At 56.1% G+C, this 25,013-nt stretch carries 21 protein-coding genes and 1 pseudogene; 14 read left to right on the forward strand and 8 right to left on the reverse strand.

What is annotated here, in order from left to right:
- The first annotated feature begins 65 nt into the window (after positions 1-65).
- The 7 genes and pseudogenes from AB8Q18_07360 (at position 66) to AB8Q18_07390 (ending at position 7,007) form a co-directional block, all read left to right on the forward strand.
- Positions 66-347 carry a hypothetical protein gene (locus AB8Q18_07360; protein ID XDZ52873.1) on the forward strand — a complete coding sequence of 94 codons (282 nt, stop codon included), beginning with the start codon at positions 66-68 and terminating at the stop codon, positions 345-347.
- Positions 337-1,833 (forward strand): sodium/solute symporter, encoded by a 1,497-nt coding sequence (locus tag AB8Q18_07365; GenBank protein ID XDZ52874.1) that lies wholly within the window; start codon positions 337-339, stop codon positions 1,831-1,833. The genes AB8Q18_07360 and AB8Q18_07365 overlap by 11 nt, the downstream gene beginning before the upstream one ends.
- A gap of 56 nt (positions 1,834-1,889) precedes the next feature.
- Positions 1,890-2,591 (forward strand): creatininase family protein, encoded by a 702-nt coding sequence (locus AB8Q18_07370; protein XDZ52875.1) that lies wholly within the window; start codon positions 1,890-1,892, stop codon positions 2,589-2,591.
- Positions 2,592-2,615: 24 nt separating this feature from the next.
- A pseudogene (iadA, locus tag AB8Q18_07375) lies at positions 2,616-3,716 on the forward strand (beta-aspartyl-peptidase).
- A gap of 52 nt (positions 3,717-3,768) precedes the next feature.
- A complete protein-coding gene (locus AB8Q18_07380) occupies positions 3,769-4,446 on the forward strand; it encodes a creatininase family protein (GenBank protein ID XDZ52876.1) in 678 nt (225 codons plus the stop codon).
- A gap of 24 nt (positions 4,447-4,470) precedes the next feature.
- Entirely contained in the window at positions 4,471-5,664 is a 1,194-nt protein-coding gene (gene iadA / locus AB8Q18_07385) for a beta-aspartyl-peptidase (GenBank protein XDZ50026.1), read from the forward strand.
- 203 nt (positions 5,665-5,867) lie between these two features.
- Positions 5,868-7,007, forward strand: coding sequence for a glycerate kinase (locus tag AB8Q18_07390; protein ID XDZ50027.1), 1,140 nt, complete (start codon positions 5,868-5,870; stop codon positions 7,005-7,007).
- Here AB8Q18_07390 and AB8Q18_07395 read toward each other — a convergent pair.
- The 3 genes from AB8Q18_07395 to AB8Q18_07405 form a co-directional block, all read right to left on the reverse strand.
- Positions 6,985-8,139, reverse strand: a complete 1,155-nt coding sequence (locus tag AB8Q18_07395) for an MFS transporter (protein ID XDZ50028.1) — start codon at positions 8,137-8,139, stop codon at positions 6,985-6,987. The genes AB8Q18_07390 and AB8Q18_07395 overlap by 23 nt on opposite strands.
- 70 nt (positions 8,140-8,209) lie before the next feature.
- Positions 8,210-9,172: a LysR family transcriptional regulator gene (locus AB8Q18_07400; GenBank protein ID XDZ50029.1), complete on the reverse strand. Its 963-nt coding sequence runs from the start codon at positions 9,170-9,172 to the stop codon at positions 8,210-8,212.
- Positions 9,150-10,091, reverse strand: coding sequence for a LysR family transcriptional regulator (locus tag AB8Q18_07405; protein XDZ50030.1), 942 nt, complete (start codon positions 10,089-10,091; stop codon positions 9,150-9,152). Before AB8Q18_07405 ends, AB8Q18_07400 begins: the two co-directional genes overlap by 23 nt.
- Before the next feature lie 270 nt (positions 10,092-10,361).
- Here AB8Q18_07405 and AB8Q18_07410 point away from each other — a divergent pair, with 270 nt between their 5' ends.
- Positions 10,362-11,270: a LysR family transcriptional regulator gene (locus tag AB8Q18_07410; GenBank protein XDZ50031.1), complete on the forward strand. Its 909-nt coding sequence runs from the start codon at positions 10,362-10,364 to the stop codon at positions 11,268-11,270.
- Between the two features lie 38 nt (positions 11,271-11,308).
- On the opposite strand, the gene AB8Q18_07415 is transcribed toward AB8Q18_07410, so the two are convergent.
- From AB8Q18_07415 to cysG, 5 genes are all read right to left on the reverse strand, one after another.
- Positions 11,309-12,970: an OFA family MFS transporter gene (locus tag AB8Q18_07415; GenBank protein XDZ50032.1), complete on the reverse strand. Its 1,662-nt coding sequence runs from the start codon at positions 12,968-12,970 to the stop codon at positions 11,309-11,311.
- Between the two features lie 35 nt (positions 12,971-13,005).
- On the reverse strand, positions 13,006-13,521 hold the full coding sequence (locus tag AB8Q18_07420) for an HPP family protein (GenBank protein ID XDZ50033.1): 516 nt from the start codon (positions 13,519-13,521) through the stop codon (positions 13,006-13,008).
- Between the two features lie 18 nt (positions 13,522-13,539).
- Positions 13,540-14,733: an NAD-dependent formate dehydrogenase gene (locus AB8Q18_07425; protein XDZ50034.1), complete on the reverse strand. Its 1,194-nt coding sequence runs from the start codon at positions 14,731-14,733 to the stop codon at positions 13,540-13,542.
- A gap of 585 nt (positions 14,734-15,318) precedes the next feature.
- Positions 15,319-15,561 (reverse strand): DUF4282 domain-containing protein, encoded by a 243-nt coding sequence (locus tag AB8Q18_07430; protein ID XDZ50035.1) that lies wholly within the window; start codon positions 15,559-15,561, stop codon positions 15,319-15,321.
- Positions 15,562-15,629: 68 nt separating this feature from the next.
- Positions 15,630-17,051, reverse strand: a complete 1,422-nt coding sequence (gene cysG / locus AB8Q18_07435; protein ID XDZ50036.1) for a siroheme synthase CysG — start codon at positions 17,049-17,051, stop codon at positions 15,630-15,632.
- Between the two features lie 265 nt (positions 17,052-17,316).
- On the opposite strand from cysG, the gene AB8Q18_07440 reads away from it, so the two are divergent.
- Genes AB8Q18_07440 through AB8Q18_07465 form a run of 6 tightly spaced genes read left to right on the forward strand, consistent with a single transcriptional unit; the run spans position 17,317 to position 25,009 of the window.
- Entirely contained in the window at positions 17,317-18,078 is a 762-nt protein-coding gene (locus AB8Q18_07440) for a phosphoadenylyl-sulfate reductase (protein ID XDZ50037.1), read from the forward strand.
- Position 18,079: 1 nt separating this feature from the next.
- Positions 18,080-18,997 carry a sulfate adenylyltransferase subunit CysD gene (cysD, locus tag AB8Q18_07445; GenBank protein XDZ50038.1) on the forward strand — a complete coding sequence of 306 codons (918 nt, stop codon included), beginning with the start codon at positions 18,080-18,082 and terminating at the stop codon, positions 18,995-18,997.
- 42 nt (positions 18,998-19,039) lie between these two features.
- Entirely contained in the window at positions 19,040-20,344 is a 1,305-nt protein-coding gene (locus AB8Q18_07450) for a sulfate adenylyltransferase subunit 1 (GenBank protein XDZ50039.1), read from the forward strand.
- A gap of 43 nt (positions 20,345-20,387) precedes the next feature.
- Entirely contained in the window at positions 20,388-22,175 is a 1,788-nt protein-coding gene (locus AB8Q18_07455) for an assimilatory sulfite reductase (NADPH) flavoprotein subunit (GenBank protein XDZ50040.1), read from the forward strand.
- Positions 22,176-22,205: 30 nt separating this feature from the next.
- Entirely contained in the window at positions 22,206-23,951 is a 1,746-nt protein-coding gene (cysI, locus tag AB8Q18_07460) for an assimilatory sulfite reductase (NADPH) hemoprotein subunit (GenBank protein XDZ50041.1), read from the forward strand.
- A gap of 17 nt (positions 23,952-23,968) precedes the next feature.
- Positions 23,969-25,009 carry a sulfate ABC transporter substrate-binding protein gene (locus AB8Q18_07465; GenBank protein ID XDZ50042.1) on the forward strand — a complete coding sequence of 347 codons (1,041 nt, stop codon included), beginning with the start codon at positions 23,969-23,971 and terminating at the stop codon, positions 25,007-25,009.
- Positions 25,010-25,013 lie beyond the last annotated feature (4 nt).

The following is a 25,013-nucleotide window of genomic DNA, read 5'->3' on the forward strand; positions in this document are numbered from 1 at the left end:
ACAACAATACCTATAAAAATATAAAAAATGCTTTAAAAAAAGCACGGCTCCCTGGAGAATCGACGATGGTCACTCAGCCTAAAAGTCATTTCGAACGAAACTGGCTTATTGTGTTTTTGGTTTTATACGCGCTCATTATGCTGCCGCTGCCTTGGTATTACAGCGAAGCGTACATCCCTAGTTTCTGGGGCGTACCGCTGTTTGTCTTTGGCTGGTTAGCACATGGGGTGGTGGTTTTAATCTTGACCGCAGTCTATGCGCGCCAATGCTTGAAACGACCCGAATATCAAGACTTTGAACTAGGTCATGAGGACCATCGTAGCGAGGGCCCACATCATGAACGCTAACGTTGAGCAGTTTCTGACGCCCACGCCTGGGCCGTTCATCATCACCTTATTGATTTATTTTGTCATCATCGCCGCCATCGGCTATGTGGCCGCACGCCAAACCAAAAACATGAAAGACTTTTTGGTGATGGGCGGCAAGGCTGGCGCCGTCGTATCCGGCATCGCCTATTTTGCCACTCAATACAGCATGAGTACCTTTATGGGCGTGCCCGCCATCGCCTACAATAATGGCTTTGCCGGCATGAGCATCACCATTCCTGGGGTGGCATTTTCCATGCTGATCCCCGCCCTCCTCGTCGGCCGCAAACTGATGCAGCTACGCCAGCACAACAATTTCCTCACCATGACCGACTATTTGGCCGATCGCTATCAGTCGGATACCATGCGCGTCATCCACGCCGTGGTGATGGTCCTGTTTTTGATCGCCCTCTCAGGCGCCCAGCTAGTCGGCGCCGGCGTCATCGTCAAAACCTTTACCGGCTACCCAGAATGGACTGGCGTAGTCATTACTGGTGCGGTGGTGATGGTCTACTGTATGTATGGCGGTATGCGCGGCGCCATGCTGACCGACGTGTTACAGGGTAGCCTCATGGTGTTAACCGCCGTGGTGACATTTGTGATGTCGGTACGTGCAGGCGGTGGCCTAGAAGCCATCACCAGCCAATTGGTGCAAACCAGCCCCGATCACTTAACCCATCCAGGTGCTAAAGGTGAATACGGGTTTGGCGTGTATGTGTCGATGATTTTGATGTGGAGCTTTTTCACCATCGGCCAGCCCACCTTATTCACCAAGTTTTTTTCCATGAAAAACTACTCAGTACTGTTTAAAAGCGTGATTTTAGGCACCTTGGGCATGTTGATTTCAGCCACCATGATCGAATGGTCTGGCGTCAATGCCTTCGTATCCGTCATTGGTCTACAGGGCAAAGACGCCGATTTCATTGTGCCCATCATGCTACAGCAGTCGCTAAACCCGATCTTGGCTTCGGTGATGATTGCCGGCATTGTGTCGGCTGGGATGTCGACCGTATCGGCCCTCATGGTGGTGGCCACCGGCGGCGTCTCCCGCGACATTTACCAAAAGCTGATTAATCCGGCCGCCAGCGACAAAACTGTGTTCCGTCTCTCCCAAGTGGTCACCGTGCTCATCGGCATCATCAGCATCGTCATTGGGATCATGAAGCCCGCCAGTATTTTTGAAATCGTGCGGTTTTCCTTTGGTGGCTTGGGCATTTGGGTCATTGCCGTGATTCTGGGCATGTATTGGCGTAAAGCCACCACAGCCGGCGTCTTGACCGGCGTGATCTTGGGTGAATGTTACTATGTAGCCGTCAAATTAGGCTGGTTGAGCCAGTCGTTTGCTTTGCATCTCGATCCGCTGATCCCAGCCTGGGGCTTTGGCATGATCGTCGCCATGCTGGTCAGCCGCTACACCAAAAAAGTAGACCCAAGCGTCTTGGCTCGTCATTTCAGCTCGAACACATAACCACACCACCGCCCTTCGCCGCCTGAATACGGCGAAGGGCGCAAGGACTACAAACCATGTTAATTAAAGAAATGAACTGGATGCAGGTGGCCGACCATCTGCACACCGACGACCGCATCGTATTGCCCATCGGCAGTACCGAACAGCACGCCTACCTAAGCCTCATGACCGACACCATTTTGGCGGAAAAAGTCGCCGCCGATGCCGCCGAACCACTCAATGTGCCCGTATTGCCGGTTGTACCCTATGGCCTAGCGCCCTATTTCACAGCTTATCCTGGCACCATTTCACTACGCAGCAGCACCTATTTTGCTTTAATTACCGACATCCTTGACAGCGTTTACCAAGCGGGGTTTCGGCGCATTTTATTGGTCAACGGCCACGGCGGCAACAGCCCCGTACTGAACGAGCTACAAACCTGGCTGAACACCCATCCCGACGCGCGGGTCAAACTACACAACTGGTGGGCGGCGCCGCAAACCATGGCCAAAGTCAAAGCCATTGATCCTGTCGCCTCGCATGCCTCATGGATGGAAAACTTTCCTTGGACACGCATCGCCAATGTGGCATTGCCTGACGCCCAAAAACCCATGATTAACCTTGAGCACATGCGCCAGCTCAGCGCCCAAGGCGTGCGCGACTATGTTGGCGACGGCAATTATGGCGGCGATTATTACAAAGACGACGCCCTCATGCATGAGCTCTGGGCCATAGGCGTGGCCGAAACCCGTGCCCAAATTGAAGACCACTGGGCCTAAGCCCACACACAGAAAAAGCCAGCCATGAACGCCATTCCCTCTCTCTCTTTACGCTTCACCTTACTGCGAGGCGCCACTGTATTCGCGCCTGAAGCCTTAGGCATTCAAGACGTTTTGCTGTGTCAGCAGCAGATTGTGGCCATTGAACCCAGTATCGACGCCGCTAGCTTGCCCAACTGCACCATCATCGACTTAAGTGGTCAAACCTTGTGCCCAGGCTTCATTGATCAGCACATTCATTTAATCGGTGGCGGCGGTGAAGCCGGCCCACACACCCGTACACCAGAGGCCAATCTATCGGCGCTGGTCGAGGCCGGCATCACCACCGCCGTTGGCCTTTTAGGCACCGATGGCATCACCCGCCATCCCGCCTCACTGTTGGCTAAGGTGAATGCCTTAAACCATGAGGGCATCAGCGCTTATATGTTTACCGGTGCCTACGCCGTACCCAGCCCCACCATCACCGGCCACATCGAACAAGACGTGGCCTTCATCGACCCCATCATTGGCGTCAAAACGGCGGTATCCGACCATCGCTCATCGGCTCCAAGCCCCGCCGAACTGGCCCGACTCAGCACGCAAGCGCGCGTAGGCGGACTTTTGGGCAATAAGGCCGGCATCACGGTCTTACATTTGGGCAGCAGCAGCCAAACCTTTACGCCGCTGTATGCGCTTCTGGATGCCTCGGATGTGCCCATTAGCAAACTCCTGCCCACCCACGTGAACCGCAACCAACCGTTGTTTGACGACGCCATTGCCTTTGCCCTAAAAGGCGGCAGCATCGACATCACCAGCGGCATCGACCCTGATATCGGCGCGCGCAACGCCGTCAAACCCAGCCATGCCATTAGCCAAGCCTTGGCCGCTGGCGTGGCCATGGCCAAGCTCACCATTAGCTCCGATGGCAATGGCAGCATGCCCAAGTTTGACGCCGAAGGCCGCTTAGTCGGCCTATCGGTCGCTGGCTTTGACAGCTTGATGAAGTCGCTGCGTGACCTCGTCAACCAAGAGCACATGCCGTTATCAGAGGCCTTACGCCCCTTCACCAGTTCCGTGGCTGATTTATTACAGCTGCCGCATAAAGGCCGCCTTAAGCCTGGCCTAGACGCTGATTTATTGGTGTTGGATGCAAACCTCAAGATTCAAACCGTATTCGCCAAAGGCCGTCAAATGCTGGATGCAGGTGGCCGACCATCTGCACACCGACGACCGCATCGTATTGCCCATCGGCAGTACCGAACAGCACGCCTACCTAAGCCTCATGACCGACACCATTTTGGCGGAAAAAGTCGCCGCCGATGCCGCCGAACCACTCAATGTGCCCGTATTGCCGGTTGTACCCTATGGCCTAGCGCCCTATTTCACAGCTTATCCTGGCACCATTTCACTACGCAGCAGCACCTATTTTGCTTTAATTACCGACATCCTTGACAGCGTTTACCAAGCGGGGTTTCGGCGCATTTTATTGGTCAACGGCCACGGCGGCAACAGCCCCGTACTGAACGAGCTACAAACCTGGCTGAACACCCATCCCGACGCGCGGGTCAAACTACACAACTGGTGGGCGGCGCCGCAAACCATGGCCAAAGTCAAAGCCATTGATCCTGTCGCCTCGCATGCCTCATGGATGGAAAACTTTCCTTGGACACGCATCGCCAATGTGGCATTGCCTGACGCCCAAAAACCCATGATTAACCTTGAGCACATGCGCCAGCTCAGCGCCCAAGGCGTGCGCGACTATGTTGGCGACGGCAATTATGGCGGCGATTATTACAAAGACGACGCCCTCATGCATGAGCTCTGGGCCATAGGCGTGGCCGAAACCCGTGCCCAAATTGAAGACCACTGGGCCTAAGCCCACACACAGAAAAAGCCAGCCATGAACGCCATTCCCTCTCTCTCTTTACGCTTCACCTTACTGCGAGGCGCCACTGTATTCGCGCCTGAAGCCTTAGGCATTCAAGACGTTTTGCTGTGTCAGCAGCAGATTGTGGCCATTGAACCCAGTATCGACGCCGCTAGCTTGCCCAACTGCACCATCATCGACTTAAGTGGTCAAACCTTGTGCCCAGGCTTCATTGATCAGCACATTCATTTAATCGGTGGCGGCGGTGAAGCCGGCCCACACACCCGTACACCAGAGGCCAATCTATCGGCGCTGGTCGAGGCCGGCATCACCACCGCCGTTGGCCTTTTAGGCACCGATGGCATCACCCGCCATCCCGCCTCACTGTTGGCTAAGGTGAATGCCTTAAACCATGAGGGCATCAGCGCTTATATGTTTACCGGTGCCTACGCCGTACCCAGCCCCACCATCACCGGCCACATCGAACAAGACGTGGCCTTCATCGACCCCATCATTGGCGTCAAAACGGCGGTATCCGACCATCGCTCATCGGCTCCAAGCCCCGCCGAACTGGCCCGACTCAGCACGCAAGCGCGCGTAGGCGGACTTTTGGGCAATAAGGCCGGCATCACGGTCTTACATTTGGGCAGCAGCAGCCAAACCTTTACGCCGCTGTATGCGCTTCTGGATGCCTCGGATGTGCCCATTAGCAAACTCCTGCCCACCCACGTGAACCGCAACCAACCGTTGTTTGACGACGCCATTGCCTTTGCCCTAAAAGGCGGCAGCATCGACATCACCAGCGGCATCGACCCTGATATCGGCGCGCGCAACGCCGTCAAACCCAGCCATGCCATTAGCCAAGCCTTGGCCGCTGGCGTGGCCATGGCCAAGCTCACCATTAGCTCCGATGGCAATGGCAGCATGCCCAAGTTTGACGCCGAAGGCCGCTTAGTCGGCCTATCGGTCGCTGGCTTTGACAGCTTGATGAAGTCGCTGCGTGACCTCGTCAACCAAGAGCACATGCCGTTATCAGAGGCCTTACGCCCCTTCACCAGTTCCGTGGCTGATTTATTACAGCTGCCGCATAAAGGCCGCCTTAAGCCTGGCCTAGACGCTGATTTATTGGTGTTGGATGCAAACCTCAAGATTCAAACCGTATTCGCCAAAGGCCGTCAAATGGTGGCCAACGGCAAAGCCATTGTTAAAGGCACGTTTGAAGCCTAATGCGTCAACACCCGCCTTAAAGGCCACGCCCAAAGCGTGGCCTTTTTAGATTCTAGGCCGCCCCTTGTCGCCCACAGGCTTAGCCTCTATACTCAAAACAAAGTGGCTGGCGCCTAAACCTGCCCGCACAAAATGCTGAACACAACAGCCTATCTATCCCACACCGACTGTATCGGCCCTTTCAAGACAAAGGCTCAACCCCTATGAACATCGTCATCGCCCCCGATGCCTATAAAGAAAGCCTCAGTGCCGTTGAGGTCGCTCAAGCCATAGCCGCTGGTTTTACCGATGTCCTGCCATCGGCCAAGCTGATTAACATTCCCATGGCCGATGGCGGCGAAGGCTCTGCCGCCACCATCACCACCGCCCTTGGCGGACAACTACTGCCCGTAACAGTACACGATCCTCTAGGACGCCCCATCGTTGCCCACTACGGCCTCAGCCCTGATGGCGCCACGGCCATTATTGAGATGGCCGCCTGTAGTGGCCTACAGCTAGTGTCACCCTCAGAACGACAACCCTTAACCAGCAGCAGCCAAGGCATGGGCGAGGCCATCTTGGCGGCGCTTGATCGTGGGGCGCGTCGATTGCTGTTGTGCATTGGTGGCAGCGCCACTACCGATGGCGGCATGGGATTATTGCAGGCTTTAGGGGTTCGGTTTTTGGCCCAAGATGGCCAAAGCTTAGGCCCTGGAGGCGCCGCATTGGCGCGCTTAGAAACCATTGATGTGCAAGGCTTAGACCCGCGGCTGGCCGACTGCCAGATCGACATTGCCTGCGACGTGACCAATCCCTTAGTCGGGCCCAACGGCGCGGCGGTGATTTTTGGGCCGCAAAAAGGCGCGACCGCCGCCGACGTTGCCTTACTCGATCAGGCCTTAAACCATTACGCCCACAAAATTCAGCACACTTTAAACCTTGCCGTAGCCGATTTAGCCGGCACTGGCGCTGCCGGCGGCATGGGCGCCGCGTTAATGGCTTTTTTAAAAGGCCGGCTACGCCCCGGCCATGAATTAATTGCCGAGGCAGTGGGCTTAGCGCAACACGTGGCCGAGGCCGACTGGGTGATCACTGGCGAAGGCCGCATCGACGGCCAGACTATTTTTGGCAAAACACCGATGGGCGTGGCCACCTTAGCCAAACAATATGGCAAGCCCGTCATCGCCATTGCAGGTGGCTACGGCGATGACGCCTACTTAGTCCACCAGCACGGTATCGATGCGGTGTTCAGCGCCGTGCATGAGCCATCAACCCTAGACGCCGCCCTCGCCAATGCCGCCGCCAATGTGCGCCAAACCGCACGCAACGTGGCTGCCGTCATCAAGCTGGCTCAGCCTGTTTAACCGAGCGAGCGCAGGCGTACAGCGCCAGCAACAAACCCACGCCGGTCATGCCAGCGCCCACCCAGCTGGGCGACAACAGGCCCCAACCTTGAGCAATCGCCTCACCTCCCAGCCAAACGCCAGCCGCCGCACCCAAATTAAACGCTGAGATATTAGCCGCCGACGCCAGCGTGGGCGCGCCCTCTGCCTGGGCCATTAAATACAATTGCAGCGGCGGCACCGTCCCAAAACCAATGGCGCCCAATAAAAACACGTTCAGCAATAGCCAGCCTGGGCTGTGCACGCTCAGCGTCAACAACAATAACAGCAGCATCAAAAGAGCCAGCATACCCAACAAGGTCTGTTTTAAATAGCGATCCGCCAAACGCCCCGAGACCAAGTTACCCACCACCAAGCCCACACCGAAGAGCGCCAAAACCCAAGCCAAGCTGCTCGGCGCAAAGCCGGCTATTTCGACAACCAAGGGAGCAATATAGGCAAACATGGCAAACAAACCGCTGAAGCCTGCCGCCGTCACCATCAACGCCAGCCACAGTCGTGGTTTTCTAAATTCGCCCAGCTCGCCTTTAACCGACACGCGCTCAACCTCTTGTGCTGGAACCAGTCGCCATAAGCCAATCAAGCCCACTAGGCCCAAGACTGCAATGGCCCAAAAGGCCGAGCGCCAGCCCAAGCTTTGCCCAAATAAAGTGCCTAAGGGCACGCCCACCACATTGGCCAAGGTCAGCCCGGAAAACATCAGCGCAATGGCACTGGCCTGCTTATTGGGCGCCACTAAACGTGTGGCCACAACAGAGCCAATGCCAAAGAAGGCACCGTGGCACAGCGACGACACGATGCGCCCCAGCATCAGCTGATTAAAACCAGCCGCCAGCGCCGACAGCAGGCTGCCACCGATGAACAGCAACAGTAAAAAAATCAGGACTTTTTTACGGTTAAAGCGTAAGAGTAATAAGGTAAAAATGGGCGCACTGACCACCACACCTAGGGCATAACCCATAGTGATGTAGCCCGCCTGGGGGATGGAAATCTGAAAGTCTTGCACAAAATCGGGCAATAGGCCGGTGGCCACAAACTCGGTAGTGCCAATGGCAAAGGCACAAATGGCTAAGGCTAGTAAGGCTAAAGGCATCGCAATTCCTATGATCGATAAAGAACCGCCATGCTAATCTGCTCAACCCTGCCTTACTAGTCGCAAATAATCACAATACTTGTGACGAATAGTCATAAATCTGGCTGTGCCGCGCTCGGCAATAATCAACCAAAAACTCAGTGAACTGGGCGACTCGCCCCAAGACCGCATGCTTTTGAGTACGCACCACCTGCACGGGGCGCGCAGGCCCAATCCAATTGGGCAGCAAACGCTGCAAACGTCCAGCGGCTAAGTCGTCCGCCACCACCCACGGCTCCAATAATGCCACACCGTGACCGGCCAGCGCCCACTGCAATAAGATGTGTCCATCATCGGCACCCATGGCTTTATTCATGCTAACAACCTGCGTACCGCCCTCGCCGCCATCATGCTCCAGCGCCCACTGACCACTGTCGTGGCCAGGATAAGCGAACATCAACGCCGGTAAGGCCTGTAGCTCCTCAAGATTAACCGGCGCCCGCCGACCTGAAGCAGCGTCTACATAGTTTGGGGCGCACACCAGTACCCGGTGGGCATCAAATATTTTACGCAACACCAGCTGAGAATCGGATAAATGGCCGATGCGAATCGCGATGTCGATGCCGTCGGCGTACATGTCCACTAAACGGCTGGAATTGTTCAGATAAAAGCTCACCTGCGGGTGCAGGGTTTTAAACGCCTGCATCGCCCCGATTAAAAAAGCTTGGTTAAACACCGAAGGGCTGCTGATGGCGATCGGCCCCGACATCTGCACTTGGCCAGCTTCGGCCACAGCATAGGCCTCATCTAGCTGGCTCAAGGCTAGCCGCACCGAAGCATAGATCTGCCGACCTTTTTCGGTCACGTAGATGTGGCGTGTACTGCGGGTAAACAAATCGGTACCCAAAGCAGCTTCGAGTCGTTTAACCTGTTTGCTGACGGTGCTGGCGCTGAGGTTTAACACCCGCGCCGCGGCTGAAAACCCACCGCTGTCGACGACTTGCACAAAGGTTTCTAAATCAACTAGGTTTTTAGGATTGCTGCGATTCATCATCGTCCTGACTCTGTGCCATACGCGTCACCTGCTGTTTCAGCATGCTGATGAACACTTGAAGGCGGGTAGATAAATATTGGCGGTTAGGATAATACAGGCTAAAGCGATGGCTAGGGCTGAGCCAATCCGGTAAAATTGGGCGCAATTGGCCCATAGCCAAAGCATCAGCGACGCCTAAGCGGTAAACCTGGGCAATGCCTAAGCCTAACTTCGCCGCTTCGACTAAGCTACGCTCATCATTTAACAACAGTGATCTGGGACTAAATTGATGGGTGAACGGCCCAGACACGGCCTTGAGCCGCCACGACAGCACCACGTCTTGAGCATCACTACGATAGCCGATACAGCGATGTTGCGCCAGTTGTTCTGGCCGCTCAGGCCGACCATAGCGGCTGAGATAATCAGGGCTGGCCACTAACAGCGACTGAAAATTCAGCGGCAACGCCAGCGCCAGCATATTGGGGTACAGCTGTTGCTGTAAGCGAATGCCAGCATCAAAGCCACTGCCGGCAATGTCAACCAGGCCATCGGCCAGTTCAATAAATGGCTCAATATCAGGATAGGCTTGGCCAAAATCAGCCAGCATCGGACACACCACGCCTTGCCACACAACGTAAGGCATAGACAGCTTCAGCACGCCTTTTAGGCTTTGTGGGCGCACTTTCGCACTGTCTAAAACCTCGGCCATATCCGTCAACAAAGGGGCAATCTGTGCCAACAGCAATGCCCCCGCTTCGGTCAAGCTGACCGAGCGAGTGGTTCGGTTGACCAGCCGCGTGCCTAATTCTGTTTCCATTTGCCGAATGGCCTGACTCACGGCCGACGCCGATAGGCCTAGTTCAACCGCTGCGCGGCTAAAGCTTTGCTGCTGAGCAACGCTTTTGAAAATACTTAAAGCCAGGTGTTGATTAAAAGCCATGGTGAGAGTCTCTGCTTCAGCGTTATCTAGCGATAAGCTCATTTCAGGAATAGCCCTGATTAAAACGGGCTCGTCTGTACTCAATCATGACCCTAGCTGTATGGCTTGCTGTCCTGATCGTTCGGCTTACCCAGATACAATAAACCAAATGCACAGCCTTGCCAGCCTAAAGTCAAGCCTTGAGCCGGCGTTGATTTACCGCTATGATATACCAAAAGCATATAGAGACACAATGGCCTATTCGGCCCCATCATGGGGATGGCTTTGACCATGTTTATTCGACAGTTGACCTATTTGAATACCCTGGCAACGGAGCGCCACTTTGGCCGCGCCGCCAAAGCTTGTCATGTCTCACAACCGGCTTTATCCGGCGCCATTCAGAAGCTAGAACAAGAACTAGGCGTCGTCATCGTCCAACGCAGTCGACGTTTCGAAGGATTTACCGCAGAAGGAGAAGAAGTGTTGTTGTGGGCTAGGCGCATATTGGCCGACTGCGCTGCCCTTAAACAGGCCGTACAACGCCCAAGCGAAGGCCTCAGCGGCACATTGCGCTTAGGCAGCATTCCCACTGCGCTACCGCTGGTGCCCTTTTTAATTGATGCCTGCCTGAAGCAGCATGAACGCATACAGTATCAGGTGTTTAATCTGGCCGCCACCGAGATATTACGCAAGCTCACCACGTTTGAATTAGACATAGGCATCAGTTATTTAGACAACCAACAACCCTTCGGCCTGGAGACCACGGCACTGTTCCAAGAACGGTATTTAGTCGTCGCTCAACACGCCGATGCCTTTGCTGGCCGCCAAAGCATGAGCTGGGTCGAAGCGGCCAAACTGCCTTTGTGCTTACTCACGCCCAATATGCAAAGCCGCCACGGCATTGATCGCGCTTTTGCCCACGCCGGCGTCATCGCCACCCCCAAGCTGGAATCAGATTCCCTCATGGTTTTGTGTGGTCACGTCCAACAGCTAGGCCTCTACAGCATTATGCCGCACAGTATTTTCTGTCTTAACCACTTAAGCCACGCCTTAGTCGCCCTACCGCTACAGCCACAGCTACAGCGTAGGATTGGCTTCATCGTGCGTGCTGGCCGTCCCCATGCGCCCTTGGTTGAGGCCACGATTCAGGCGTTCCAGAGCGTTGACCTACAGGCTCAGGCAGACGCCCGCCTGCCTTAAGCCCCTCTTCAGGCACCCACGCAGACGGCGCGCCGGCTTTATAAAAACGCCCTCACGCTCACTAAGGTTTGATACACGCCCCAAGCCATGGGCAAGCCAACCGCCAGCCAGGCTAAGACCACTAGGCCTGTGTGGCTGCGTTCAGGCGCCGACGTCACGGTTGCGGTCACGGCCACAGGCGCTTGATCATGCGCTAAACGTTTTTCTTGCGCCAACTCGTCATCAGTCATGAAGTATTTAGGATTCAGCGGCCGAATCAGCACATTACACACCAAACCAATCACCAACATGCCCACCAAGATATACATGGTTTGGCTGTACACCTGCGCCGGTGGAATGCCTAATGACAGCTGATAATCACGCATATAATTCACCACCACCGGCCCCAAAATACCGGCCGTGGCCCAAGCCGTCAGCAACCGCCCATGAATGGCGCCCACCATCTGGGTACCAAATAGGTCGGCTAAATAAGCGGGCACCGTGGCAAAGCCACCACCGTACATGCTTAAGATGATGCAAAAAGCGGCCATAAACAAGAAGCGGTTTTCCGTAGCCGCAGCGCCAGGGATGCTGGCATACAGCAAGCCGCCCAAAATAAAGAACACGGTATAGGTCAGCTTACGGCCCAAACGATCAGAAAAACTGGCCCAGACAAAGCGACCCCCAATATTAAACAGGCTGAGTAAAGCCGTAAATCCTGCCGCCACGCCTGCAATGGCAGTCAACTGTTCGGCATTCAGTTCGGTAAAGCTCAACGACAGCCCAATCAGCGAGCCCCCGAATACTTCCTGCAGCATGGGGCTGGCCATGCCCAACACCCCAATACCAGCCGACACATTCATACACAGCACCATCCACACCAACCAAAACTGAGGAATACCCCACACCCGCTTCACGTGCACGTGCTGCTTGGTCATCATGGCATTGCTTTTTTGCACGGGTGCCGTCCAGCCTTGGGGCTGCCAGCCAGAAGGCGGCACGCGATACGACAACGCCCCACCCATCATGAACACAAAATAAATCAAGGCCATCACCACAAACGTCGCGGTCACACCGACGCTGGTTGGCCCCGAAAATCGAGCCATTAGCTCAGCCGCCAGCGGCGAGCCAATCATGGCACCGCCACCAAAACCCATAATCGCCATACCGGTGGCCATGCCGCGCCGATCCGGAAACCATTTGATTAAAGTACTGACCGGCGAAATATACCCTAAGCCAAGGCCAATGCCGCCAATGATGCCGGAGCCCACAATCATCAGCCAAAACTGGTGCAGATACACGCCCAGTGCCGACACCAGCATGCCGCCGGCCCAACAACAGGCGCTGACCACGCCGGCTTTACGCGGCCCAGCACGCTCTAGCCAACCGCCCCACAGCGCCGCCGAACTGCCCAGCAACACAAAAAACAGGGTATACATCCAACCTAGGGTAGAAATTTTCCAATCGCATTGCGTGGTAAACAACTCGCGCCAAAAGCCCACCTCTGGACCACATACTAAGGGCGCATCGACGCCCAAAGCGCGCGATAAGGGCAGCCAAAACACTGAAAAACCATAGGCCATCCCAATGCACAAATGAATCGCCAATGCCGCGGGCGGCACCAGCCAGCGATTAAACCCCGGCTTAGCGATGATGCGTTCTTTGGATAAAAAAGCGGCGGCCCGAGTGGGCGCTGCCGCTGTTTGAGTCGATTCAGACATAACCGTTTCCTTTTTAAAAGTCATCGGCGCATGCATTAGCCCACTACCGCGGGCGCCCAGCGTCGCAGCAGCACCGCATAGGCTTTAGCCAGCAAAACCAGCAAGATTGCGCCAAATAAAGTCGGTAGCCATAAAAAGCCCCAGCCAGGATCGCTTAAAAACACGATCACGGGATTGCTGCCTGCGGGCGGGTGCACGGTCTGCGTGTACAGCATCAGCATCGCGGCCGCGGCGCCAGCAGCGGCTAAGGCCCACCAGCTAGGGCCTAAGAGCCACAGAAAGGCGAGGCCTAAGGCCGAGCTAAGCATGTGCCCACCAATGACGTTACGGGGCTGCGAAAACGGCACATTCGGAAAACCAAACAATAACACACAGCTGGCCCCAAACGAACCCAATAGCCAAGGCTGGCCGCTCAACACGGCCAAGAAAGCCACCACCGCTAGCCCCAAAAACACCCCTGCGCCCACCAGCACCACCTTTTTCAAAGACGGGGATGCCGATGCTGCAGGCTTTAGTTGAGCCCGCAGCATACGCCAAATATGTGTCAACATGATCCCCCACTTTTCGTCTTAATAGCGGGCCGCTTCTTCAGAGCCTGTCGTGGTATTGCCTGCGCTGTATGAATGCGCGCCCACGCCGGCTAAAGCCCCATTTTGAACGATTAGATATTCATGACGAATCGGCTCGTTGGCGAAATAGCATTCCAAGATTTCGCGCACGCCTGCGGCATAGCGAGCCTGAGCCGACAAGCTGGTGCCAGAAATGTGCGGCGTCATGCCATGGTTCGGCATGCTGCGCCAAGGATGGTCGGCCGGTGCCGGTTGCGGAAACCACACGTCTCCCGCATAGCCAGCTAGCTGCCCCGTTTCGAGCGCCTCGGCAATGGCGTGTGCATCACACAGTTTGCCGCGGGCAGTATTGATTAAATAAGCCCCTCGCTTAAATGCCTGCAATGACTCGGCGTTCACCATGCCTTCGGTTTCGGGATGCAAAGGACAGTTGAGGGTCACCACATCGCACGCTTGGGCTAAGCTCGCGAGGCTGTCGTGATGAGTGAGGTTAAGCTCTGCCTCCACGCTTTCTGGCAAGCGGTGCCGATCCATATAGTGTAAGTCTACGTCAAACGGCTTCAGTAAACGCAACACTCTTAAGCCGATGCGCCCTGCCGCCACAGTACCGACGCTCATGCCTTCTAAGTCATAGGACCGCGCCACACAGTCGGCGATGTTCCAGCCGCCTTTCATCACCCAGTTATAGGACGGAATGTAATTTCGCACCAGGCCTAAAATCATCATCACCACATGTTCCGCCACGCTGTTGCTGTTGCAATAAGTCACCTCTGCCACGGTGACGTTGTGATCAATTGCCGCCTGTAAATCGGTATGATCCGAGCCAATACCGGCGGTGACGATCATTTTTAATTTTTTGGCTTTTTCAAAACGCGCCGCCGTCATATAGGCTGGCCAAAACGGTTGGGAAATGACGATTTCAGCATCGGCCAACTCTTGATCTAACACGCTGTGGTCGCCATCTTTGCTGGCCGTGACAATGAACTCATGCCCCAAACCTTCTAAATAATCCCGTAGGCCCAAAGCGCCGGACACGCTGCCCAATAGTGTACCTGGGGTAAAATCGATGGCCTTAGGCGTTGGCAGCGTTTGCCCATCGGGATAGCGCTCTAATTTCGGGAGGCCGTCACGCGCGTAGCGGGTGGGATAGCCTGAGATTGGATCATCGTATAAAACGCAAATGATTTTTGCCATGATGTTGCTCCTCATTGAGTAAAAGTAGACAAGCGGCTTAGGCTCATAAAGCCCCAACACATTGTTTCAACATTATTTTATGTTTCGCCGTCTTGCCTAATTTTGCATAAAGTCGCCCCTCTGGCTAATCGTTTGATCTGATGAGGTGATCGCTGTGGGTGATGAGCGTGGGCGCAGGTTTTTTATGGCGGCGCCCTCAAACCCAAAACAAAATCACCAAGGCATGAGGAAACGAATGGCATTAGGCAGTAACGATTAGGCACGCTGCGCTTTACGCCACCCTACAACTCAGCAATAAGCGCCGCGACGATCAAAGAACGCAGTGACATACCAAGGTTTACTGTGTCCACTATTTAATAGCCATCACGTTGACCGTTATGCGTAGGCTGGCCCGCGGCCCATGCAGATGATTCAGGAGCACTGGCTCATTTGAGATCGTGGGCACACTTCGCCTTACCCACCCGACCCAATCGCAATAAACCATGATTCATCAATGGGTCGATCAGACAAACCCCATAATGCTCAAAGCCTATGCTTACCCACAAAAAAAGCGTGACTCAGTCACGCTTCACTCATCGCCACCCATCAACGTTGGGTTTGCTCGGCAATTTTTTTCAAGTATTCATTGTTCTTAAACGCAATCATGATCAACTCGAAGCTGATGCGACAGCTAATGAGGCCCAACACCAACACAGCGATGCCTTGACCTGCATGGCCACTGAACAGCATCAAGACGCCGCTTATAATAATCAGCGCGCTGGAAATCCAGTAAAAAAACACTAAAATACTGGGGGTAATCAACCGATCAAAACCTAATAAATCTTTCATAAATCATCCTGACGTCTGGTAAAATTAATCGTCATATCATAGCATCCTTAAAAATAACACACTACTTTTCAAACACAAGCCAATCTTTGTGTCGCCTTCTGTGTTGGTTGGTCGCTGGCCGCCGCCCCAAACCAGGCCAATTCAGGCTGTAATGCCACCACTTCTCCAATCACGATCAAGGCCGGCGTCGGTGCGCCTTCGGCTAAAGAGGCCAGTTCGGCCAGCGTGCCGATGCGGACGCTTTGCGTCGGCAAAGTGCCGTGACTGATGATGGCCACTGGCGTGTCGTGGCCGCGGCCATATTGAATTAAGGCAGCGCTGATGTCGGCGGCTTTAATCGTACCCATATACACCACCAAAGTTTGCCGCCCACGCGCCAGCGTGGCCCAGTCTAGCTCGTCACCGTCGGGGCGGCAGTGGCCGGTCACGAACAGCGCCGTTTGGGCATGGTCACGGTGCGTTAACGGAATGCCGGCATAAGCCGTCGCACCTAAAGCCGCAGTAATGCCTGGCACCACCGTAAAGGGAATGCCGGCCTTGGCCAACACGCTCAGCTCTTCGCCACCACGGCCGAATACGAATGGGTCGCCGCCTTTTAGCCGCACCACGCGCTTACCCGCCAAGGCATAGTCCAGCAGCAGCTGATTGGTTTGCTGCTGCGCCACTTGGTGGCCGCCGGCGCGCTTGCCCACGGCGATTTGATCGGCATCGCGGCGAATCAGCTTCAATACCTCGGGCCCAACTAGGGCATCATAAAACACCACATCGGCGCTTTGAATCGCCTGTAGACCATTGAGGGTCAACAACCCAGCGTCTCCTGGCCCGGCCCCGACCAAAGTCACCGATCCAAGGCTGGGTTGATGGCCATCTAGCTGCGCTTCAAGTACGGCTTCTGCCGCCTGCAATTGACCGCTGCGCGCGGCTTGTTCGAATGGGCCGTTGAAGAGGCGCTCCCAAAAATAGCGCCGTTCATTAAAACTGTGAATACGCGCCTTCACCCGCGTGCGCCAAGCCGCGGCTAAAGTAGCCATACTGCCCAAATGCTGGGGCAATATGGCTTCAATGCGTTCACGCCACTGGCGTGCCAAAACGGGCGCCGCGCCTCCACTGGAAACGGCGATCTGAATCGGCCCGCGCTCAATCACGGCAGGGGTAATAAAGCGGCACAGCGCCTGATCGTCCACCACATTCACCAGGCGATGGCGCGCTTCAGCGGCCAAAAATACTTGCTGATTTAAGGCTTGATCGTCGGTGGCCGCAATCACCAGCCACACCCCGTCGATCTGGGCCGGCTCAAAATCGGCTGCCAGCCACGACACCGTACCGGCATCTAACCAGCCCTGAATGGCCTGATTGACCTTGGGTGCCACCAACTGCACCTGCGCTTGGCTGTTTAATAGGGCTGCGATCTTACGCTCTGCCACCATGCCGCCGCCCACCACTAAGACGGGCTTGTCGGTTAAATCTGCAAACAAAGGGAAATAGGCCATACGGCGTCCTTAAAGCGAAACCAAAACCCTAATTTAGCCATCTAGACGTAAATAGTAAAATACCCAATTGGCCTTAGCTCACAACCAAACGTTATATACGCACGCCACACTCACCGCTCTAAACCCCTTCTTCACTTTGGCTTATTCAGTCATCTTTACCCCATATGGTTTTTGGTTATAAGCACAGCTGTTAATGTTATTTTACACGTCTAGACGTCTGTTGCTACGATGGCCTTATGACAAAAACAAGCATGGAGTGACTTTTATGGTCAGCCAAATCAACCCCTTGCCGTGGCAACCCCCGCAGGCAACGACTGCAGTACTAAATGCCTTGGCAGATAAAATCCGCCTCTTAGACATTCGCCTGCGCTACATCACCGAGCAAGCGCTAGACAGCCGCTTGGCCTCCAGCCTCGCCGCCGAAGACATGGTGCTCACCGATGCCATTGCGCGCCAGCAGCTGCCGATTACCATCTTCACCCTAGCCACCGGCAAGCTACCGCTCGAAACCTTGGCCTTACTGCCTCAGGTTCAGCGCCGCTACGGACTCACTGTGACCACCGTAGCACCAGACCCAGAGGCTACTGCTGCCTACGAAGCCAAGCATGGTGCGTTCGCTTTTTACGACAGCGTGCCGCTGCGCCAGCGCTGCTGTCACATTCGTAAAATTGAACCCTTAAATCGCGCCTTAGTAGGCGCCGATGCTTGGCTTACCGGCCAACGTCAGGCGCAATCGGTGACCCGCGCCACGCTGTCGTTTCATCAGCTTGATGACGAACGGCAAATGGCCAAATTCAACCCGCTGTTTGATTGGTCAGAGGCTGACGTTTGGGCCTACATCCAGCATTTCGACGTGCCCTGCAACGCTTTATACCAACAGGGTTATCCCAGCATTGGCTGCGACCCTTGCACCAAAGCCGTACGCGCCGACCAAGACATCCGTGCCGGCCGCTGGTGGTGGGAGCAACAAGACAGCAAAGAGTGTGGCCTCCACCCTTCCTCTCAATCCAACCCAAGCGAGTCTTAGTATGACCACATTACACACTACCCACCTTGACTGGCTTGAAGCCGAAGCCATCCACATCATTCGTGAAGTGGCAGCCGAAGCCCGCCACCCCGCGCTGTTGTTTTCCGGCGGCAAAGATTCTGTCGTGCTGCTGGCCCTAGCCTGTAAAGCCTTTACTTTTGGTGATCGGCCCTTGCGGCTGCCGTTTACGCTGGTGCACATCGACACCGGCCACAACTACCCCGAAGTCATTGCCTTTCGCGACCAAACCGCGGCGCGCGTAGGCGCACCTTTGGTGATTGGCCACGTAGAAGACTCCATCGCCAAAGGCACGGTGGTGCTGCGCCACGCCACCGATTCACGCAATGCAGCTCAAGCCGTGACGCTGCTAGAAACCATTGCCGAGCAAGGGTTTGATGCCCTAATGGGCGGGGCTAGACGCGATGAAGAAAAAGCCCGCGCCAAAGAACGTATTTTTTCTTTTCGGGATGAATTCGGCCAATGGGATCCTAAAGCTCAGCGTCCAGAGCTTTGGTCGCTCTACAACACTCGCCTGAACGCGGGCGAACACATGCGCGTTTTCCCTATTTCCAACTGGACCGAGCTAGACATCTGGCAATACATCGAGCGCGAAGGTTTGGCGCTGCCCGACATTTATTACGCCCATCGGCGCGAGGTGGTCGAGCGCCGCGGCCTGTTGGTGCCGGTGACGGCCTACACGCCAAAGGCGGCCAACGAAGACAGCAGCGTGCGCTCGGTACGGTTTCGCACCGTCGGCGACATCAGCTGCACCTGCCCTGTGGCCAGCGAAGCGGCCACGCCCGCCGACATCATCCGCGAAACCGCCCTGAGCCAGATTTCTGAGCGCAGCGCCACCCGCCTAGACGACCAGGTTTCTGAAGTCGCCATGGAAGAACGTAAACGCGCCGGCTATTTTTAAGCCCAGACCCAACCGCCCCATTGCAGCACGAAAAGGACCCTTATGAGCACCCAACCTTCTGTTTTAAGATTCATCACCGCCGGCAGCGTCGACGATGGTAAATCGACCTTGATTGGCCGTCTGCTGTACGACAGCCACGCCCTCTTAAGCGACCAGCTGGATCGACTTCATCACGACCACAGCAAGCGCACCGACGACGGCGTGCCAGATTTTGCCTCGCTCACCGACGGCCTTGCGGCGGAACGAGAACAAGGCATCACCATCGACGTGGCCTATCGCTACTTCAACACCGCTGAGCGTAAATTCATCATTGCCGACACGCCTGGCCATGAACAATACACCCGCAATATGGTCACCGGCGCCTCCACTGCCCACGCCGCCATTGTGCTGATCGACGCCAGCCGCCTCGACTTAAGCCAGAGCGAGCCGCAGCTATTGCCCCAAACTAAGCGCCACAGCGCCTTATTGAAGCTATTGGGTTGCCCTCACATTGTGGTGGCGGTTAATAAGCTGGACTTACTCAATCACGATCAAGGCGCTTTTGAGGCGATTACCGCCGCCTATGCGCGCTTGGCTGACAGCCTAGGCCTACAGCCTGAGCAGATCCACTATGTACCGATTTCGGCGCTCTACGGCGACAATATTGTCGCCGCCAGCACCAATTTACCTTGGTATCAAGGCCCAGCCTTATTGAGCTTATTGTCTGGCCTGAGCACCGACCGCAGTCTACCCGACGACGCTAAAGCCGCCATTTTCCCCGTCCAGCGCGTGGCCAGACAGGATGGCAGCGCCGCCGATGATTTTCGCGGCTACCAAGGACGGCTAGAACAAGGCCAGCTCAGCGTAGGCCAGCCGGTATGGATCGAACCTGCGGGCAAGCTCAGCCACATTCAATCCTTGCTCGGCCTAGAAGGCGCCGTGACCCACGCCCAAGCAGGCGACCTCCTCACCTTAACCTTAACCGAAGACATTGATGTGTCGCGCGGCGACACCATTGTGGCGGCCAATTCACCCTATCTAGCCACCAAACGGTTGACCGCCTCTCTGTGCTGGTTTGACCAACGTCCGCTCAATCCGGCTCGGCGCTATTGGCTCAAACACGGCACTCAAACCGTGTACGCCAAGGTCAGTCAAGTGCTGAGCGTCTGGGACGTCCACACCCTCAGCCACGGTAGCGAAGCCGAAACCTTAGCCTTAAACGACATCGGCAGCGTCCAGCTCAGCCTACAGCAGGCCATTGTGCCCACGCTGTACCAAGACAACCCCAATACCGGCGCTTTCATCCTCATCGATGAAGCCACCAACCAAACCGTGGCGGCAGGCATGATCACGGCGCTGAGCCAATAAGCTCCTTCCCATTCATCTAAGAACACGACCACAAAGGATTCTCATGAGCGCGCTTGCTTTTCCGCTTGACCCTGCACTTGCCCAGCAGCTGACGGCGCTGAACGCCACCCAGCTTGCCTGGCTATCCGGCTATTGTTGGGCACAAAGCCAAACCGACCCTCTCAATCTAGAGGCGCTGTTGACGCCGACGGCCACCGAAGTGGCGGCACGGCAAATCACCATTTTATCGGCCTCACAAACCGGCAATGCGCGCCGCGTTGCCGAAGCCTTACTGTTGCGCCTCGATGGCTTGGGCCTTAAAGTGCGCCTAAGCGGCGTGGCCGACTACAAAAGTAAGCAACTGAGCCAAGAGGACATCGTGCTGTTGGTGACCTCCACCCAAGGCGAAGGCGAGCCGCCGGAAGAAGCCATTCCCCTATATCAATATCTATTCGGTAAAAAAGCGCCCGACCTGAGCGCCTTGAGCTATGCCGTTTTGTCCTTAGGCGACAGCTCTTACCCTGATTTTTGTCAGGCCGGCAAAGACTTTGATGAGCAACTGACACGCCTAGGCGCTACCCGCCTGAGCCCACGGCAAGATTGCGACCTTGACCACGAAGCCGACGCCGACGCTTGGTGTGCCCAAATCAGCCAGACCTTGGCCGCACTGGCGCCGACGCAGACGGCCGCCGCAACGGTCGCGACCGCCACAGCACCGGCCAGCGCCTACACGAAAGCCCAGCCGTATCACGCCACCCTGTCGCTGCGCCAAAAAATCACCGCCAGCGGCGCCGCCAAAGACATTCAGCACGTGGTCATCGACTTAGGCGATTCCGGCATCCACTATCAGCCCGGAGATGCGCTTGGCGTTTGGCCCAGCAATGAGCCAGCATTAGTCGACGCCATTCTGGCCGCGACTGGCTTTAACGGCGATGACCTGGTCACCCTCACCGACGGCCAACAACAGCCGCTGCGCGCCGTGCTGTTACACCATGCCGAACTGACCCAAAACACGCCGCAATTCGTGAAAGGCTATGCCCAACTGGGCCAGATTGAGCCCTTACTGGCCTTCATCGACGACGCCAAGGCCTTGAATGACTACATAGCCAGCACGCCCATTGTCGCCATTTTGCGCCGCCATCCTTTGTCGCCCAGCGTCCTTGATGCCCAAACTTTTTACAGCCTGCTGCGGCCGCTGACGCCCCGCCTGTACTCCATCGCCTCGGCCCAAGCGGAAGTGGACAACGAAGTACACCTCACGGTGGCCCTGACCCATTTTGAACACGAAGGTGAATCCTTTAACGGCACCGCCTCGGGATTTTTGGGCGCCCGCTTGCAAGAAGACGAATCGGTTCAGGTTTACATTGAGCCCAATCCGCATTTTCGTCTGCCCCACGACCCCGCCACCGACATCATCATGATCGGCGCCGGTACCGGCGTGGCTCCCTATCGCGCCTTCATGCAGCAGCGCGAATATGAAGCCGCCAGCGGCAAGAACTGGCTGGTGTTCGGCAATCAACGCTTCATCGATGATTTTTTATACCAAACCGAATGGCAGCAATGGCACAAGCAAGGCCTGCTGCACCAAGTTAGCCTGGCCTGGTCGCGCCAGAATCCACAGCAAAAAACCTATGTTCAAGATCGGCTGCGTCAAGAAGCTGTACAGCTATGGCAATGGCTGCAAAACGGTGCCCACCTCTATGTTTGCGGCGACGCCAATCGCATGGCGCGCGACGTTGAAGCGACCTTACTTGAGCTGATCGCCGCACAAGGCCAGCTCGATGCCGACGACGCCCGCGACTATTTAAACGACTTACGCGAACAAGGGCGCTATCAGCGCGACGTGTATTAAACCCATAAGATGACCCTAGGAACCCACATTATGTCTACCACCCCCGACCCCAAAGCCAAGCTGCCCAATGCACCGCTGTCCGATAACGAGCGCCTTAAAGGCCAGAGCCAACACCTGCGCGGCAGCATTGCCGCCGACCTCCACGACGGCCTCACCGGTGGTTTTAACGGCGATAATTTCCAGTTGATTCGCTTTCACGGCATGTATGAACAAGACGACCGCGACATCCGCGCCGAGCGCGTGGCCCAAAAGCTGGAGCCGCTAAAAAACGTGATGCTGCGCTGCCGCCTGCCTGGCGGCATCATCAGCCCCCAGCAATGGCTAGGCATCGACCAATTTGCCAGCGAACACACCCTATACCAAAGCATTCGCCTCACCAATCGCCAAACCTTTCAGTTTCATGGCGTGCTCAAAGACGACATCAAGCCCATGCACCAATGGCTGCACCAGCTGGGCCTTGACTCCATCGCCACCGCCGGCGACGTCAATCGCAACGTGTTGTGCACGTCGAATCCGGTTGAATCTAAGCTGCATCAACAAGCTTATGAATGGGCCAAGAAGATTTCTGAGCATCTATTGCCGCAAACCCGTGCCTATGCCGAAATTTGGCTAGACGGCGAAAAGCTGCACAGCAGCGAAGACCAAAGCGTGGTCGAGCCGATTTTGGGCGACCACTATCTGCCGCGTAAATTTAAAACCACGGTGGTGATTCCGCCCTTAAACGACGTCGACATCCACGCCAATGACTTAAACTTTGTCGCCATTGCCGAAGACGGTGAGCTAGTAGGCTTTAACGTATTGGTAGGCGGTGGCCTATCCATGGAGCACGGCAACCAAGCCACCTACCCCAATACCGCCCGTGAATTCGGCTTCATCCCCTTAAGCCATACCCTCGCTGCGGCAGCGGCCGTGGTCACCACGCAACGTGACTGGGGCGACCGCAGCAACCGTAAGGCCGCCAAAACCCGCTACACCTTAGAGCGGGTGGGCACAGAAGCCTTTATTGCCGAGGTGGAAGCGCGCATGGAAACCGCTTTTGCACCGATTCGGCCCTATCACTTTGACGCCCGCGGCGACCGCATTGGCTGGGTAGCGGGCACGGATGGCCGCTGGCATTTAACCTTATTCATCGAAAACGGCCGCCTCATCGACGCCGACCAGCCGCTGAAAACAGGCGTGCGTGAGCTGGCTAAAGTTCACCAAGGCGATTTTCGCCTCACCGCCAACCAGAACCTCATTGTGGCCAATGTGGCTGAGGCCGACAAAGCCGACATTGAAGCCATTGCCCGCGCCCACGGCCTCATCCGCGCCGAGCTGACGCCGCAGCGGCAAGCCTCGATGGCCTGCGTGTCTTTGCCCACCTGCCCATTAGCCATGGCCGAGGCCGAACGCTTCTTGCCCGAATTCGTCGACCAGATTGAGGCCATTATGGGCCGTCACGGCGTGGCCGAAGACGACATTGTTCTACGCGTTACGGGCTGTCCCAACGGCTGTGGCCGCGCCATGCTGGCCGAAATAGCCCTAGTCGGCAAGGCCGTTGGCCGCTACAACCTCCATCTAGGCGGCAACCGCACCGGCACACGCATCCCCCGCTTGGATCGCGAGAACATCACCGTCGCCGAAATTCTGACACGGCTGGACGAACTGATCGGCGCTTGGGCGCGCTCGCGCAGCCCCCACGAAGACTTTGGCGATTTTGTCATCCGCAGCGGCGTAATTAAGCCTGTACTCAATCCCGCCCTCGACTTTTACCACCCTGAGCGCGTCAGCGCCTAGCCCGGAAGGATGCCCTTATGTCTATCTTCACCCAACGCTGGCGCCAACGCCTCACTGCCCTGGCTCTTAGCCTCTCCTTGGCGGCCTGCGGCAGCGCGCCCGACACCACCAATGGCCACGACATTGAACTCATGAACGTGTCCTACGACGTCACCCGCGACTTCTACCAAGCCTATAACCCGATGTTTGTGGCCGAATATGAGGCGGCCCATCCCGGTAGCCGCGTGCGCATTGCTCAATCTCACGGCGGCTCAACCAAACAAACCTTGGCCGTGGCCAACGGCTTGCCGGCCGATGTCGTGACCATGAACCAAAGCAGCGACCTCAATTTGCTGGTGTCGCGCCAGCTGGTCGCGCCCGACTGGGCTAAGCAACTACCCAATGGCGCCATGCCCTACACCAGCACCACGGTGTTTTTAGTGCGCACTGGCAACCCCAAAAACATCCGCGACTGGGCCGACCTTGTCGGCCACGATGCCCAAGTGATTTTTGCCAATCCGAAAACCTCTGGCAACGGTCGCTACGCTTTTTTGGCCGCCTATGGCAGCGCCTTAAAAACCCATCACGGCGATCATGACGCCGCCCGAGCCTATATGCGCACTCTATTCCAAAACATCCCTGTTTTAGACAGCGGCGGGCGTGCTGCCACCACCACCTTTGTGCAGCGACAAATTGGCGACGTACTCGTTGCGCCTGAAAATGAGGCCCAACTGGCCAGACGTGAATTCGGCCCAGACGCTTTTGAAGTGGTCTATCCCAGCTACTCCATCGTCATCGAAAGCCCCATGGCAGTGGTTCAGCCGGTGACGCAAAAAAAAGGCAGCCAGGCCGTCGCCACGGCGTATTTACAAGGCCACTGGGCTAAGCCTGCGCAAGATTTAGCCGCCTCGCTGTTTCTACGCCCGCAAGACCCTGAGGTTTTGGCCGCCCATACCGCGCAGTTTCCTAATATTGAACGCTTCTTGGCCCAAGACGTTTTTGGCAGCTGGGACAGCATCATGACCACTTATTTTGCCGATGGCGGCGTGCTGGATCAAATCAGCCAACCGCCGCGCTGAATTC

It is taken from the genome of Neisseriaceae bacterium CLB008 (assembly GCA_041228285.1).
Lineage (GTDB): Bacteria > Pseudomonadota > Gammaproteobacteria > Burkholderiales > Neisseriaceae > JAGNPU01.

Bases quoted from the DNA above. Each gene is read 5' to 3' on its own strand.
- AB8Q18_07440 (XDZ50037.1), top strand. From the start codon at position 17,317: ATGGTCAGCCAAATCAACCCCTTGCCGTGGCAACCCCCGCAGGCAACG.
- AB8Q18_07395 (XDZ50028.1), bottom strand. From the start codon at position 8,139: ATGCCTTTAGCCTTACTAGCCTTAGCCATTTGTGCCTTTGCCATTGGC.
- AB8Q18_07365 (XDZ52874.1), top strand. From the start codon at position 337: ATGAACGCTAACGTTGAGCAGTTTCTGACGCCCACGCCTGGGCCGTTC.
- AB8Q18_07425 (XDZ50034.1), bottom strand. From the start codon at position 14,733: ATGGCAAAAATCATTTGCGTTTTATACGATGATCCAATCTCAGGCTAT.
- AB8Q18_07360 (XDZ52873.1), top strand. From the start codon at position 66: ATGGTCACTCAGCCTAAAAGTCATTTCGAACGAAACTGGCTTATTGTG.
- AB8Q18_07405 (XDZ50030.1), bottom strand. From the start codon at position 10,091: ATGGCTTTTAATCAACACCTGGCTTTAAGTATTTTCAAAAGCGTTGCT.
- AB8Q18_07455 (XDZ50040.1), top strand. From the start codon at position 20,388: ATGAGCGCGCTTGCTTTTCCGCTTGACCCTGCACTTGCCCAGCAGCTG.
- iadA (XDZ50026.1), top strand. From the start codon at position 4,471: ATGAACGCCATTCCCTCTCTCTCTTTACGCTTCACCTTACTGCGAGGC.
- AB8Q18_07410 (XDZ50031.1), top strand. From the start codon at position 10,362: ATGTTTATTCGACAGTTGACCTATTTGAATACCCTGGCAACGGAGCGC.
- cysG (XDZ50036.1), bottom strand. From the start codon at position 17,051: ATGGCCTATTTCCCTTTGTTTGCAGATTTAACCGACAAGCCCGTCTTA.
- AB8Q18_07370 (XDZ52875.1), top strand. From the start codon at position 1,890: ATGTTAATTAAAGAAATGAACTGGATGCAGGTGGCCGACCATCTGCAC.
- AB8Q18_07380 (XDZ52876.1), top strand. From the start codon at position 3,769: ATGCAGGTGGCCGACCATCTGCACACCGACGACCGCATCGTATTGCCC.
- cysD (XDZ50038.1), top strand. From the start codon at position 18,080: ATGACCACATTACACACTACCCACCTTGACTGGCTTGAAGCCGAAGCC.
- AB8Q18_07390 (XDZ50027.1), top strand. From the start codon at position 5,868: ATGAACATCGTCATCGCCCCCGATGCCTATAAAGAAAGCCTCAGTGCC.
- AB8Q18_07400 (XDZ50029.1), bottom strand. From the start codon at position 9,172: ATGATGAATCGCAGCAATCCTAAAAACCTAGTTGATTTAGAAACCTTT.
- AB8Q18_07420 (XDZ50033.1), bottom strand. From the start codon at position 13,521: ATGTTGACACATATTTGGCGTATGCTGCGGGCTCAACTAAAGCCTGCA.
- AB8Q18_07465 (XDZ50042.1), top strand. From the start codon at position 23,969: ATGTCTATCTTCACCCAACGCTGGCGCCAACGCCTCACTGCCCTGGCT.
- AB8Q18_07415 (XDZ50032.1), bottom strand. From the start codon at position 12,970: ATGTCTGAATCGACTCAAACAGCGGCAGCGCCCACTCGGGCCGCCGCT.
- AB8Q18_07450 (XDZ50039.1), top strand. From the start codon at position 19,040: ATGAGCACCCAACCTTCTGTTTTAAGATTCATCACCGCCGGCAGCGTC.
- cysI (XDZ50041.1), top strand. From the start codon at position 22,206: ATGTCTACCACCCCCGACCCCAAAGCCAAGCTGCCCAATGCACCGCTG.
- AB8Q18_07430 (XDZ50035.1), bottom strand. From the start codon at position 15,561: ATGAAAGATTTATTAGGTTTTGATCGGTTGATTACCCCCAGTATTTTA.